Here is a 14,848-nt window from a genome sequence, read left to right as displayed (position 1 = left end):
TTCTGTTGTTGTAGGAGCTTCTGTCGTTGTAGGAGCTTCTGTCGTTGTAGGAGCTTCTGTCGTTGTAGGAGCTTCTGTCGTTGTAGGAGCTTCTGTCGTTGTAGGAGCTTCTGTCGTTGTAGGAGCTTCTGTCGTTGTAGGAGCTTCTGTTGTTGTAGGAGCTTCTGTCGTTGTAGGAGCTTCTGTCGTTGTAGGAGCTTCTGTCGTTGTAGGAGCTTCTGTTGTTGTAGGAGCTTCTGTTGTTGTAGGAGCTTCTGTTGTTGTAGGAGCTTCTGTTGTTGTAGGAGCTTCTGTCGTTGTAGGAGCTTCTGTCGTTGTAGGAGCTTCTGTTGTTGTAGGAGCTTCTGTTGTTGTAGGAGCTTCTGTTGTTGTAGGAGCTTCTGTTGTTGTAGGAGCTTCTGTCGTTGTAGGAGCTTCTGTTGTTGTAGGAGCTTCTGTTGTTGTAGGAGCTTCTGTTGTTGTAGGAGCTTCTGTTGTCGTAGTTGAAGTAGTTGTAGGCTCTTCAGTTGTTGTCGTAGTAGTTGTCGTAGTAGTGGTTTCTTCTTTTGGATTCACAATTGTTTTAGTTACTGAACGATCAGCTCCAAAATCTTCAACGTTAACTTCTGTATCCGCATCCTTGATGACATAGCCGGATGGTGCTTCAACCTCGGAGATGATATATTTATCTTTCAACAGTTTGTTAACAGCAATATTACCATTATCATCTGATACAAACTCACCAATAACTTGATTGTTAGCTTGACGAACTACTTTAAATTTAGCACCCTTAAGTGGTTGATTCGCTTCATCTACTTTATGGATATTGATTGAGTATACATAACCAAGACCAGCACCACCAGCAATTTGAACTGCAGCAGCATTAGTTACGCTGTTACTTTCAATACCAACACCTTTAAGAGTTGCTTCATTTCTCAAGACCTCACCATCTACAGGATCATAATTTAAACGAACGTTATAAGAAATACGATACTGGTCTTCTTCTGTAATGTTCCCTAGTTCAATAACGAAGGATTGACCGTCTTCACTAACGGTAATCTTGTGTTGGTCAGTTACATCAACACGATTCGAGAATACCCATTCACCAGTTTCGAAAGAGAATTTACCTTTGATAACTTTAATACTATCTTTTACATAGCTAGCATTTGTAAATTGCAAGTGGTCCTCAATCGTTACATCTTTGATGTTTTGTTTTGTACGATTGACTGAAATAGTGTATTGGACCTCTCTTTTGTCTCCCTCGTTAACCCAACTAGTCTTTGTTAAAACTTTTGGATCTCCATCTCCGATACCTTTAAATGTAATCTTCCCAGCAGGTTTTGTTTCTTTGTTTATCGTAATTTCAACAGGAATTTCTCCTTGTTGAGGGTGTTTTTTGAAATCAACACGAGCATAGAAGAAGAAAGAGCCTTTTGTATCGTCATGTTTTTCAACATAATCTGTATAAGTTAAAGAAATGGACTTGTTATCCGCATTTACTTTAGCGTAAGCGATAATCTCATTTGTATTGATATCACGAATTTCGAATGATTGTGAATTAATCACCAAAGCGTCTGGTACAGTCATAACAGTAGTATCCCCTGCTTTGACATTTTTTCCAGATAAATCAAAATTTGCATTGATACGGAATGTAGCCCATTGCGCTAAATCCCAAGTTAAATCTCCACCTTCATTATTTACAACTTTGACATCTGTAATTGCATCTACAAATTTTCCAGTTACTGAAATCTCAGGAGTTTCAGCAAAAGTTTTATTCAAACTAAATACAAAGACAGTTGTCAATAAGCAAATAATAAAAGAAAAGATTCCCAATTTCTTTTTGTTATTCATTATTTTCCTTCCCTTTTGTTAGATTGGTATTCTTAAGATACAAAAAAATATTGTACTTTAAGTAATACTCCCTGAATCAATTATTTTATATAGGATGATTTTATAGACACCCTTATTACTGGCCTCCTCCTAGTCTATTACTAAAACTATCCTATAGGTGAATTATATCACAAAATAATATTAACAGCAAATTTAAATATGTGAAATGGAAGTTGAGTATATATTTTTTTAAGAAATTTTTAAATAATTTCTATAGTTTTAAAAGTTGATATTCGTTTAACAAAAACTTATTTTATGTAATCATTGCTAATAGCAATAGCTATTTGTCTATAGAAATGCAATTATGCTATAATATTTTAAATGTATTTTTAGAAAGGAAAATTTCTAAATTGTATTATAAATTTTTACTTTTCGACCTCGATCACACACTACTCGATTTTGATGCTGGTGAGGATATAGCTCTGACGCAACTCTTAGAAGAAGAAGGAGTAGAGGATATCCAAGCGTACAAGGATTATTATGTACCTATGAACAAATTACTTTGGAAGGACTTGGAGCTAAAAAAGATTACAAAAAAAGAATTGGTCAATACACGTTTTGCAAAATTGTTTGCTCATTTTGGTATTGAAAAAGATGGGGCCTACTTAGCAGGGCGCTACCAGTTTTTCCTATCGAAACAGGGGCAGACTTTCCCAGGTGTAGAAGATTTATTAAAAAAATTGATAAGAAAGGGCTATGAACTCTATGGTGCTACAAATGGAATTACCTTTATTCAGACAGGACGTTTGGAACAATCTGGTATTGCACCATTTTTCAAGGAAATCTTCATTTCAGAGCAACTCCATACCCAAAAACCAGATGCAGCATTTTATGAGAAAATTGGAGCTCGAATCCCTAACTTTGATAAAGATCATGCCCTTATGATTGGCGACTCCTTATCAGCTGATATTCAGGGGGGGAATAATGCTGGCATCGATACTATCTGGTACAATCCTCATCATCTGGAAAATATGACCCAAGCTCATCCAACTTATGAAGTCGACTCTTATCAGGCTTTGCTAGAAATCTTAGATAAACTGTAAAAAGTGGTTTAGATAGCCACTTTTTGCTATAATAGAGGCAGTATAAATGAAGGAGCGGTAGCAGTAAATGATGTCTAGGCCAATTCTTTCTCTTTATGAACCGTTGTATTCACTAAAGGAAGTTGATCAAAATATCTGGATAGTAGATGGTGATTTGATTCAAATGGACGTGAAGATCTTCAAACTTCCTTTTCAGACACGTATGACGGTGGTTAAGTTAAATGATGGCAAACTTTGGATTCACTCTCCGATTGCGCCAAATGAGGGACTGTTTACTGAACTGGACGCTTTGGGCAAAGTCGCTTACCTGATTTCACCAAATAAGATTCACTACGCCTATATTTCAGATTGGAGAAAAAGATATCCTCATGCACAAGCATGGTCTAGTCCAGGAGTTGAAGAGAGAGCGAAAAGTCAGAATGTCAAGGTAAAATTTGATGCTCCTTTAACAGATATGGCTCCCGACCTATGGTCTGATGAGATTGAACAGCTTATTTTTAAGGGAAGTTCTGTCATCGAAGAGGTGGTGTTTTTTCATAAATCAACTAAAACACTTATTTTAACAGACCTTATAGAGAATTTTGAACCTGAAAAAATAGCTAGTCCAATTCGCAGAAGATTCTATCGTTTAGCTCGTGTAACAGCTCCTGATGGTCAAACTCCTATTGACTATCGGATGACTTTTATAGGAAGGCAAAGGGAAGCAAAGGTTTCCTTTGCCCGTATGTTAAACTGGAAACCGGATAAGATCATTCTTGCACATGGTTTATGCTTTTTTAAAAATGGTACGGATGAATTAAGACGTGCCTTTAGATGGATACGATAAAGGAGTTGGCGATGCAACACTCATCTTGGCATGCTTTGATTAAGGAGCAATTAACTGAAGGTTATTTTGGGAAAATCAATCAATTTATGGAACAGGTCTATGCTCAGGGAACTGTTTATCCACCTAAGGAGAAGGTTTTTCAGGCTCTCTTGACAACACCGCTTGAAGAAGTGAAGGTGGTGATTCTAGGGCAAGACCCCTATCACGGGCCAGATCAAGCGCAGGGTTTGAGTTTTTCTGTACCCGATGCTATCCCAGCGCCGCCGTCCTTGCAAAATATCTTGAAAGAATTGTCGGATGACATCGGAGCTAAGAAGTCCCATGATTTAACGTCTTGGGCTGAGCAAGGTGTCTTACTTCTCAATGCTTGCTTGACGGTTCCTGCTGGGCAGGCCAATGGTCATGCTGGGCAGATATGGGAGCCTTTTACTGATGCCGTGATTCGGGTTGTCAATGATCTAGATAGGTCAGTGGTCTTTGTACTCTGGGGAGCATATGCACGTAAAAAGAAGGCCTTGGTTACCAACCCTCACCACTTGATTATCGAATCAGCCCATCCAAGTCCTCTTTCTGTTTACAGAGGATTTTGGGGTTCCAAGCCTTTTTCTAAGGCCAATGCATTTTTAAAAGAGACAGGACAAGAGCCAATCGAATGGCTTAGATAAGGAGAGAAAATGCCTCAGTTAGCGACAATTTGCTATATTGATAATGGAAAAGAATTGCTCATGCTTCATCGCAATAAAAAGCCTAATGATGTTCATGAAGGAAAATGGATCGGTGTAGGTGGTAAGTTAGAACGCGGGGAAACTCCACAAGAATGTGCTGCACGTGAGATATTAGAAGAAACAGGGTTGAAGGCTAAGCCGGTTTTAAAGGGAGTTATCACTTTTCCTGAATTCACACCAGATTTAGACTGGTACACCTATGTATTTAAGGTGACTGAATTTGAGGGTGAATTGATTGATTGTAATGAAGGTACCTTAGAATGGGTTCCTTATGATGAAGTTCTTAGCAAGCCGACCTGGGAAGGTGACCACACCTTTGTTGAGTGGCTCTTAGAGGATAAACCCTTCTTTTCAGCCAAGTTTGTCTATGATGGTGATAAATTATTGGACACACAAGTGGATTTCTACGAGTAAAGGAGTATAGATATGTTACTAATCAAAAATGGCCGTGTAATGGATCCAAAGTCTGGTTTGGATCAAGTTTGTGATGTTTTGGTTGATGAAGGGAAAATTATAAAAATTGCATCACAAATTAGTGAAGAAGGTGCAGAAGTCATTGATGCAACAGGCTTAGTTGTAGCACCTGGATTGGTAGATATCCATGTTCATTTCCGTGAACCAGGTCAAACACATAAAGAAGACATTCATACAGGTGCTTTAGCAGCAGCTGCAGGTGGTTTTACAACTGTCGTTATGATGGCTAATACCAATCCAACTATCTCCGATGTTGAGACTTTAGAGGAAGTTCTTCAATCAGCAGCCAAGGAAAAAATTAACGTTAAGTCTGTGGCTACAATTACCAAAAACTTTAATGGTCAAGACTTAACTGATTTTAAAGCCCTTTTAGAAGCAGGGGCAGTTGGTTTTTCTGATGACGGAATTCCTCTTGAAAGTAGTAAAGTAGTTAAAGAAGCTATGGAAGAGGCTAAAAAACTCAACACTTTTATCAGTCTGCACGAAGAAGATCCTGGTCTTAATGGTACGCTAGGTTTTAATGAAAACATTGCTAAAGAACACTTCCATATTTGTGGCGCTACAGGGGTTGCAGAGTATGCAATGATTGCACGTGATGTCATGATCGCCTATGCAACAAAAGCCCATGTTCATATCCAGCATTTGTCTAAGGAAGAGAGTGTTAAAGTTGTAGAGTTTGCTCAAAATATGGGAGCAAACGTAACTGCAGAAGTTGCTCCACAGCATTTTTCGAAGACTGAAGCTCTGCTTTTGACTAAAGGAAGTAACGCTAAGATGAATCCACCTCTTCGTTTGGAATCAGACCGTCGTGCTGTCATTGAAGGTTTAAAATCTGGAGTCATTTCTGTCATTGCTACTGACCACGCGCCTCACCATGCTGACGAGAAAAATGTTGAGGATATTACCAAAGCGCCATCAGGTATGACAGGCTTGGAAACTTCTTTGTCACTAGGTTTAACCTATTTGGTGGAAGCTGGCGAGTTGAGTTTAATGCAATTGTTAGAAAAAATGTCCTACAACCCAGCAAAACTTTATAACTTTGAAGCAGGTTATCTATCAGAAAACGGTCCAGCGGATATTACAATTTTTGATGATAAAGCGGACCGAATCGTGGATAGTCATTTTGCTTCTAAAGCAGCGAATTCACCATTTATCGGTGAATCTTTGAAAGGGCAGGTCAAATACACAATCTGTAATGGACAGATTGTCTATAAGAACTAGGTGAAATCTGCTCTTTCGAATCATTAATTAGAGAGAGACGATATGTACCCAACCCATCATTTTAAAGACAAATTTATCTTATTTCTTAAGATTTTCTTTCCAATTCTAGTCTATCAATTTGCCAATTATTCCGCTTCTTTTGTCGATACGACCATGACTGGCCAGTATAATACTATAGATTTGGCTGGGGTATCAATGGCGACAAGTCTATGGAATCCCTTTTTCACCTTCCTAACTGGTATTGTCTCAGCCTTGGTTCCTATAGTTGGACATCATTTGGGTCGAGGAAAGAAAAATGAAGTGGCTTCTGATTTTTATCAATTTCTTTATCTTTCACTTGGTTTATCAATTGTTCTATTTGCTTTAGTTTTTCTTGCTGCGCCACTAATTCTAAACAATATGGGTTTAGAAGCAGCAGTAGCTGATATAGCAGTACGCTATCTATGGTTTTTAGCAATCGGGATTATTCCACTTTTACTCTTTAGTGTTATTCGTTCATTACTTGATGCGCTGGGACTGACCAAACTATCCATGTATTTAATGCTTTTATTGCTACCTCTCAATAGTGGTTTTAACTATTTACTAATCTATGGAGCCTTTGGTTTACCTGAGTTAGGAGGTGCAGGAGCAGGACTTGGGACTTCCTTGGCTTATTGGGCTTTGTTGTTAATTTCTATACTAGTTCTTCTTAAACAAGAAAAACTGAAAGAGCTGCATTTAGAGAAACGTTTACCCTTAGATAAGGCTAAGATAAAAGAAGCAATTAGATTAGGACTACCGATAGGTGGAACCGTATTTGCAGAGGTTGCTATTTTTTCATCAGTTGGCTTGATTATGGCGAAGTTTTCATCATTGATAATAGCTAGTCATCAGTCTGCTATGAACTTTTCATCTCTCATGTACGCCTTTCCTATGAGTATTTCAACAGCAATGGCGATTGTGGTGTCTTACGAAGTTGGAGCCAAAAGGCTAGAAGATGCTAAGAAATACATCAAAATTGGGCGTTTATCTGCTATGGTATTCGCAGTTTTGACTCTCTCCTTTTTGTATATTTTCCGAGAAAATGTTGCGAGACTTTACGGTTATGATCCTGAATTTATTCAATTAACTGCAAGTTTTATGACCTATAGCCTATTTTTCCAGTTGGCTGATACATTTGCTGCTCCGTTACAAGGTATTTTACGAGGCTATAAAGATACAGGCATACCTTTCTATCTCGGTCTCCTTGGTTACTGGGGGGTAGCTATTCCTCTTGGATGGCTTTTGGACTATTCGACAAATCTAGGCGCTTATTCGTACTGGATTGGTCTTATCATAAGTTTAGTAATCAGTGGTTTACTCTATCAGTGGCGTTTACAAGTTATTATGAAAAGATTCAAATAATTCGTTGAAAGTATCCTTGAAAATCACTTTGTGAAATAGTCATTTTATGTAAAGAAAAGTCTTGATTTCATTGACTTTTCTTTTTTTATATTGTGAAAAAATAGCAAGCATATTCTTTGACTCTCATTAACCTATAAGTTAGAATAGAAATGTAAGAAATTAAACATAGAAAGGCAAGATTATGTCAACTTTAGATAAAAATCTTTTGCTTGAGATGTTCCGTAAGATGGAAGAAATTCGTCGTATGGATTTAAAAATTGCTCAATTAGTAAAAAAAGGGAAAGTGCCAGGAATGACGCACTTTTCTGTTGGTGAGGAGGCTGCTAACGTTGGGGCTATGTTAGCTCTTAATGAAGATGACCTTATCACATCAAACCACCGTGGTCACGGTCAAGCCATTGCTAAAGGAATCGACCTTAATGGTATGATGGCTGAAATCCTTGGTAAGTATACTGGAACTTGTAAAGGTAAAGGTGGATCAATGCACATCGCTGACCTTGATGCAGGTAACCTTGGTGCCAACGGTATTGTTGGTGGTGGTATGGGGATTGCAGTAGGTGCTGCCCTTACTCAACAAATGAAAAATACTGGTAAAATCGTTGTCTGCTTCTTTGGTGATGGAGCGACTAACGAAGGTGTATTCCACGAAGCTGTTAATATGGCCTCAATTTGGAATCTTCCAGTTATTTTCTACTGTATCAATAACGGTTATGGAATTTCTGCTGACATCAAGAAAATGACTAATGTTCAGCATATTCACGAGCGTAGCGCTGCTTACGGTATTCCTGGTATGTTTATTCCTGACGGAAACAATGTAATTGATGTATATGAAGGATTTAAGAAAGCAGTTGACCATGTTCGTTCTGGTAAAGGCCCTGTCTTAATCGAAAGCGTAACTTACCGTTGGCTTGGTCACTCATCATCAGACCCTGGTAAATACCGTACACGTGAAGAAGTCGATGAGTGGAAGGAAAAAGATCCAATCGAAAACCTCCGCAAGTACCTAGTCGAAAATAAAATTGCTAGTGCAGAAGAACTTGAAGAAATTCAGGCTCAAGTCAAGGAAGCAGTGGAAGCATCTGTTAAGTTTGCAGAAGAAAGTCCATTCCCTCCACTAGAATCAGCTTTTGAAGATATTTACGCAGACTAAGGAGAAGTAGAGAAATATGGAAACAAAATTAATGTCTTTCCGCGATACCATTATCCTTGCAATGTCTGAGGAAATGCGTCGTGATGAAAATGTACTCTTGATGGGTGAAGATGTCGGTGTCTTTGGTGGAGACTTTGGTACATCTGTAGGTATGCTTGAAGAATTTGGACCAGAACGTGTACGTGACTGTCCAATTTCAGAAGCTGCAATTTCTGGTGCTGCTGCTGGTGCTGCTATGACTGGACTTCGTCCAATCGTTGATATGACTTTCATGGACTTTTCAGTTATTGCCATGGATAATATCGTCAACCAAGCAGCTAAAACTCGTTACATGTTTGGTGGAAAAGGGCAAGTACCAATGACAATCCGCTGTGCGGCCGGTAATGGAGTTGGTTCTGCAGCTCAACACTCACAATCATTGGAATCTTGGTTTACGCATATCCCAGGATTGAAGGTTGTAGCTCCAGGTACACCAGCTGATATGAAGGGACTTCTTAAGTCTTCTATCCGTGACAACAACCCTGTTATCATTCTTGAATACAAATCAGAATTTAACCAAAAAGGTGAAGTACCTGTTGACCCAGACTATACTATCCCACTTGGTGTCGGAGAAATCAAACGTGAAGGAACTGATGTAACAGTAGTAACATACGGAAAAATGCTTCGTCGTGTTATGCAAGCAGCTGAAGAATTGGCCGAAGAAGGCATCTCAGTAGAAGTAGTAGACCCACGTACTTTGGTTCCACTTGATAAAGACATCATTATTAATTCAGTTAAGAAGACTGGAAAAGTAGTTCTTGTCAACGATGCCCACAAGACAAGTGGTTTTATCGGTGAAATCTCAGCTATTATTTCAGAATCAGAAGCGTTCGATTATTTAGATGCACCTATTCGCCGTTGTGCAGGTGAGGATGTACCAATGCCTTATGCACAAAATCTTGAAAATGCAATGATTCCGACAGTTGAAAGCATCAAAGATGCAATCCGTAAAACTCATAACAAACAATAATACATAAAATAAATTATGTAACATATTCGTGGTTTTATCTTTCATTTTGAAATAGATAAAATGCGACATGAGTGAGTCGAATCGATTCTATTCGACGAACGAATTAGTAAGTCTACTAGGTTGACCGCCTGATAGCGGCAATCGTAGCAACTTGAGATACGTGTGTATCCAAGTTGCTTGTAGAATTGAATCCGGACGGAGGACTGTGAAAAAAGATAGATTTCCTTGTGTTCATCGAACACAGCCTCAATCTCCTATTTTTTCTTTGTCCTCTACGTTCTTGATATCTTAAAAATGAACTCGGGCTAAAGTCTGTGTGAAAAAGATAAACTTTCTTAGAAACTAAAGTTTCTTCGTCAATTTTCCCATTTTCACTGTGACTTTTGATGCCCTTTGCATCATAAATAGAATAGGAGAGGTCATGGCTGATGATAAGCTAAGAGCGACTCCTGCAGCTAGAAAATTAGCGGATGATTTAGGAATTAATCTCTATGACATTTCTGGCTCAGGCGCAAACGGTCGTGTCCACAAAGAAGACGTGGAAACATATAAAGACACTAACGTGGTTCGCATTTCACCACTCGCAAAACGAATTGCATTAGAACATAATATTGCTTGGCAAGAAATCCAAGGAACAGGTCATCGTGGTAAAATCATGAAGAAGGACGTTTTGGCCTATCTTCCTGAAAATATCGAAAATGACACCATTAAATCACCTGCTCAAATTGAGAAAGTGGAAGAAGTTCCAGACAACGTAACGCCTTATGGAGAAATCGAACGCATTCCGATGACTCCTATGCGTAAGGTTATTGCTCAACGTATGGTTGAGTCATACTTAACTGCTCCAACCTTTACGCTTAACTATGATGTAGATATGTCTGAATTGCTTGCCCTTCGTAAGAAAGTTCTTGATCCAATTATGGAAGCAACTGGTAAGAAAATCACTGTTACAGACTTGCTTTCTCTAGCGGTTGTTAAGACTCTTATGAAACACCCATACATTAACGCGTCATTAACGGAAGATGGTAAGACAATTATCACCCACAACTACGTCAACCTTGCGATGGCTGTTGGTATGGATAATGGTCTTATGACACCAGTTGTCTACAATGCTGAAAAGATGACCTTGTCTGAATTGGTTGTTGCATTTAAAGATGTTATCGGACGTACTTTGGATGGTAAACTAGCTCCTAGCGAATTGCAAAATTCAACTTTCACTATCAGTAACTTGGGAATGTTTGGTGTTCAATCATTTGGTCCTATCATCAACCAACCGAACTCAGCCATCCTCGGTGTTAGCTCAACAGTTGAAAAACCTGTTGTAGTAAATGGTGAAATCGTGATTCGTCCAATTATGAGTCTTGGATTGACAATTGACCACCGTGTCGTAGATGGTATGGCTGGTGCTAAGTTTATGAAAGACCTGAAAGCTTTGATTGAAAACCCAATCTCAATGTTGGTTTAAAGTATTTATTATTAGAAATATAGATAAAGGAAGTAAGATATGGCCTTAGAAGTAATTATGCCAAAAGCCGGCGTGGATATGACAGAAGGACAAATCGTCCAATGGAATAAAAAAGTCGGAGAATTTGTAAAAGAAGGAGAAATCCTTTTGGAAATCATGACTGACAAAGTCAGCATGGAATTAGAAGCAGAAGAAGATGGATACTTGATCGCTATCCTTAAAGGTGATGGTGAAACTGTTCCTGTTACTGAAGTTATCGGTTATCTTGGTGAGGAAGGGGAAAATATCCCAACAGCTGGCGCAGCAGCACCTGAAGCTAGTCCAGCACCTGCTGCAAGTGCTTCAAACGATGATGGTAAGAGCGATGATGCTTACGATATCGTTGTTATTGGTGGTGGACCTGCTGGTTATGTATCTGCTATTAAAGCAGCTCAATTAGGTGGTAAGGTTGCTCTTGTTGAGAAATCTGAACTTGGTGGAACATGCTTGAACCGCGGATGTATCCCAACTAAGACTTACCTCCATAACGCTGAAATTATCGAGAATATCGGTCATGCTGCAAATCGAGGTATCGTGATTGAAAATCCTAACTTCACAGTTGATATGGACAAACTTTTAGAAACAAAATCTAAAGTTGTTAATACTCTTGTTGGTGGTGTTGCAGGACTACTTCGTAGCTACGGCGTTGATGTTCATAAAGGTATCGGTACTATTACTAAAGATAAGAATGTCTTGGTAAATGGTTCTGAATTGCTTGAAACTAAGAAGATCATCCTTGCTGGTGGTTCAAAAGTAAGCAAAATCAACGTTCCTGGTATGGAATCATCTCTTGTGATGACTAGTGATGATATCCTTGAAATGAATGAAGTTCCAGAAAGCCTTGTCATCATTGGTGGCGGTGTTGTCGGAATCGAACTTGGACAAGCTTTCATGACATTTGGTTCAAAAGTTACTGTTATCGAAATGATGGATCGTATTGTTCCAGCTATGGATGCGGAAGTATCTAAGAACCTTCGTTTAATCCTTGAACGTAAAGGTATGACAATCTTGACTGATACAAAACTCCAAGAAATTATCGAAGAAGATGGCAAGCTCCGTATCAAGGTTGAAGGAAAAGATGATATCATCGCGGATAAAGCCCTTCTTTCAATCGGTCGTGTTCCAGATCTTGAAGGTATCGGAGATGTTGAGTTTGAATTAGACCGTGGTCGTATCAAGGTTAATGAATACATGGAAACTTCTGTTCCAGGTATCTATGCACCAGGTGATATCAACGGTACTAAGATGTTGGCTCACGCTGCCTTCCGTATGGGTGAAGTTGCCGCTGAAAATGCCCTTAAAGGAAACCACGCTGTTGCCAAATTGAACTTAACTCCTGCAGCTATCTACACACTTCCAGAAGTAGCAGCAGTTGGTTTGACAGAAGAACAAGCTCGTGAAAAATATGATGTTCAAATTGGTAAATTCAACTTTGCGGCTAACGGTCGTGCCATTGCATCAGATGCGGCTCAAGGTTTCGTTAAAGTCATTGCAGACAAGAAATATGGTGAAATCCTTGGTGTTCATATCATTGGTCCTGCAGCAGCAGAGTTGATCAATGAAGCGTCAAGTATCATTGAAATGGAAATCACTGTTGAAGAAATGCTTAAGACAATCCACGGACACCCAACATACTCAGAAGTTATGTACGAAGCATTTGCTGATGTTCTTGGAATGGCCATCCATTCACCTAAGAAAAAATAAATAAGTTTTTAACTAAATTTTCTTAAAGTAGTACGGACGGCAGCGACCTCTATTAGAGTTCCATGCCTTAAAATTGAGCCTCTTGTCTCAATTTTTCCGAGAAATGTAACGTGTTATCGTTACATTTCTTTTTACCACTTTAGAAAATTGGATTGCTATGAACAGAATTTAAAAACTAGATTTTTGGAAATACTATGAAATACATTATCAATCATTCAAACGACACTGCCTTTAATATTGCTTTAGAGGAATATGCTTTTAAACACCTTTTGGACGAGGATCAAATCTTCCTTCTTTGGATTAACAAACCATCTATTATTGTAGGACGTCACCAAAATACGGTTGAAGAAATTAACCGTGACTATGTTCGTGAAAATGGAATTGAAGTAGTCCGTCGAATCAGTGGTGGTGGAGCTGTTTACCATGATTTGAACAACCTTAACTATACAATCATTTCAAAAGAAGATGAAAACAAGGCCTTTGACTTCAAGAGCTTCTCTACTCCAGTTATCAATACTTTAGCTGAACTTGGTGTTAAAGCTGAATTTACAGGCCGTAACGATTTAGAAATCGACGGTAAGAAATTCTGTGGAAATGCACAAGCCTATATCAATGGCCGTATCATGCACCATGGTTGTCTTCTATTTGACGTAGATTTGTCAGTCCTAGCTAACGCACTTAAGGTTTCTAAAGACAAGTTCGAATCAAAAGGTTTTAAATCAGTTCGCGCACGAGTAACCAATATCGTAGACGAATTGCCAGAAAAAATTACTGTAGAAGAATTTCGTGACTTACTTTTGGAATACATGAAAAAAGAATACCCTGAAATGACAGAGTATGTCTTCTCAGATGAGGAATTGGCTGAAATTAATCGAATCAAAGAAACTAAGTTTGGGACTTGGGACTGGAACTATGGAAAGTCTCCTGAATACAATGTCCGTCGTGGCACAAAATTCCCAAGCGGTAAGGTAGAAATCTTTGCTAATGTTATTGAATCAAAAATTCAAGACATTAAGATTTACGGTGACTTCTTTGGTATCGAAGATGTAGCAGCAGTAGAAGATGTCCTTCGTGGTGTTAAATACGAACGCGAAGATGTACTTAAAGCACTTCAAACCATTAACCTAGGTCGTTACTTCGCAGGAATCACTGCAGAAGAAATTGCTGAGGCAGTGGTGGAATAAAGAAAGAGAGATCCATGTAATGTGGATTTCTTTTTTATTTAAACTTGATAATCGATCATCATGAGAGTATAATATAGTGGAAATTTTAAATATATAGAGGAAAAATTAATAATGATAAAGATTCCAGTTGAAAATCTTGGTCTATTTGAACAGTTAGATCGTACTGTGGTAGCATTTTTTAAGAAACAAGAAACTACAAATCCATACGATTTGAATGTCAGTATCACACAAGAACACTTCGATAAGAAAAGACAAGAGTTAGAACCTTTAGGTTTTCAAGCTGTACAAATCCCTCTGGGAATGGCCTTAGACAATGTTATTCAGCAAGCTCATTTTAAAGACTTGATTATTGGGGGTCTTGCTCCTGAGGAAATCATCGTAAGCAAAGAAGCGTTAATGCCAATGAAAGACATCGTGGATAGTTTTTGTATTATGTATGCAGCAGCGAATAACCGACTTGAAAATTGTAAAGCTTATGAATTAATGAAAAATAAAACAGTCTACTTTATTGGAAAACTTCTTACTGACAGTCCTCAAAAAGGTGATGAAATTGCTTATATGGATATTGATCGTACAGCTAGTGACGGTACGCCATATGAAGCTGTTAAATGTTTTTTAACGAAAGAAAGTGCTGAGAAGTACAATGAAGAAAAAAGACCCGTAACCCCTGCGAATCTGGCTTATCTAAAGTCATTTTGGGGAAAGCCAGTTATAATTGAGCCACACAGAAATTATTGGATTGAATTTTTATAATAA

Annotated in this window: 13 protein-coding genes; 12 read left to right on the top strand and 1 reads right to left on the bottom strand. The window is 38.5% G+C overall.

Annotated elements, in window-relative coordinates:
* A partial coding sequence (locus tag TZ94_RS09240; protein ID WP_045616145.1) for an Ig-like domain-containing protein occupies positions 1 to 1,830 on the bottom strand: 1,830 nt, incomplete at its 3' end.
* A 389-nt stretch (positions 1,831 to 2,219) separates the two neighbouring features.
* Here TZ94_RS09240 and TZ94_RS09235 point away from each other — a divergent pair.
* From TZ94_RS09235 to TZ94_RS09180, 12 genes are all read left to right on the top strand, one after another.
* Positions 2,220 to 2,912: a YjjG family noncanonical pyrimidine nucleotidase gene (locus TZ94_RS09235; RefSeq protein ID WP_045616143.1), complete on the top strand. Its 693-nt coding sequence runs from the start codon at positions 2,220 to 2,222 to the stop codon at positions 2,910 to 2,912.
* Positions 2,913 to 2,982: 70 nt separating this feature from the next.
* On the top strand, positions 2,983 to 3,738 hold the full coding sequence (locus TZ94_RS09230) for a DUF4336 domain-containing protein (protein ID WP_045616188.1): 756 nt from the start codon (positions 2,983 to 2,985) through the stop codon (positions 3,736 to 3,738).
* A gap of 11 nt (positions 3,739 to 3,749) precedes the next feature.
* Positions 3,750 to 4,403, top strand: coding sequence for a uracil-DNA glycosylase (locus TZ94_RS09225; RefSeq protein ID WP_045616141.1), 654 nt, complete (start codon positions 3,750 to 3,752; stop codon positions 4,401 to 4,403).
* A gap of 9 nt (positions 4,404 to 4,412) precedes the next feature.
* A complete protein-coding gene (locus TZ94_RS09220) occupies positions 4,413 to 4,877 on the top strand; it encodes an NUDIX hydrolase (protein ID WP_001135775.1) in 465 nt (154 codons plus the stop codon).
* A 12-nt stretch (positions 4,878 to 4,889) separates the two neighbouring features.
* On the top strand, positions 4,890 to 6,158 hold the full coding sequence (locus tag TZ94_RS09215) for a dihydroorotase (RefSeq protein ID WP_045616139.1): 1,269 nt from the start codon (positions 4,890 to 4,892) through the stop codon (positions 6,156 to 6,158).
* 42 nt (positions 6,159 to 6,200) lie between these two features.
* Complete coding sequence (locus TZ94_RS09210) at positions 6,201 to 7,541, top strand: MATE family efflux transporter (RefSeq protein WP_045616137.1); 1,341 nt, start codon at positions 6,201 to 6,203, stop codon at positions 7,539 to 7,541.
* A 181-nt stretch (positions 7,542 to 7,722) separates the two neighbouring features.
* Entirely contained in the window at positions 7,723 to 8,691 is a 969-nt protein-coding gene (locus tag TZ94_RS09205; RefSeq protein WP_045616134.1) for a thiamine pyrophosphate-dependent dehydrogenase E1 component subunit alpha, read from the top strand.
* Between the two features lie 16 nt (positions 8,692 to 8,707).
* Entirely contained in the window at positions 8,708 to 9,700 is a 993-nt protein-coding gene (locus TZ94_RS09200; protein ID WP_006150669.1) for an alpha-ketoacid dehydrogenase subunit beta, read from the top strand.
* Positions 9,701 to 10,121: 421 nt separating this feature from the next.
* Positions 10,122 to 11,165 carry a dihydrolipoamide acetyltransferase gene (locus TZ94_RS09195; protein WP_045616132.1) on the top strand — a complete coding sequence of 348 codons (1,044 nt, stop codon included), beginning with the start codon at positions 10,122 to 10,124 and terminating at the stop codon, positions 11,163 to 11,165.
* Positions 11,166 to 11,204: 39 nt separating this feature from the next.
* On the top strand, positions 11,205 to 12,908 hold the full coding sequence (lpdA, locus tag TZ94_RS09190) for a dihydrolipoyl dehydrogenase (RefSeq protein WP_045616130.1): 1,704 nt from the start codon (positions 11,205 to 11,207) through the stop codon (positions 12,906 to 12,908).
* A 194-nt stretch (positions 12,909 to 13,102) separates the two neighbouring features.
* Positions 13,103 to 14,092 (top strand): lipoate--protein ligase, encoded by a 990-nt coding sequence (locus tag TZ94_RS09185; RefSeq protein ID WP_045616128.1) that lies wholly within the window; start codon positions 13,103 to 13,105, stop codon positions 14,090 to 14,092.
* Between the two features lie 111 nt (positions 14,093 to 14,203).
* Positions 14,204 to 14,845 carry a hypothetical protein gene (locus TZ94_RS09180; RefSeq protein WP_045616126.1) on the top strand — a complete coding sequence of 214 codons (642 nt, stop codon included), beginning with the start codon at positions 14,204 to 14,206 and terminating at the stop codon, positions 14,843 to 14,845.
* Positions 14,846 to 14,848 lie beyond the last annotated feature (3 nt).

The sequence above is a fragment of the Streptococcus infantis genome, assembly GCF_000960085.1.
In the GTDB taxonomy this organism is placed as follows: Bacteria; Bacillota; Bacilli; order Lactobacillales; family Streptococcaceae; genus Streptococcus; species Streptococcus infantis_C.
The sequence above is the reverse complement of the archived record's forward strand: the minus strand, read 5'-3'. Positions and strand labels throughout refer to the sequence as shown.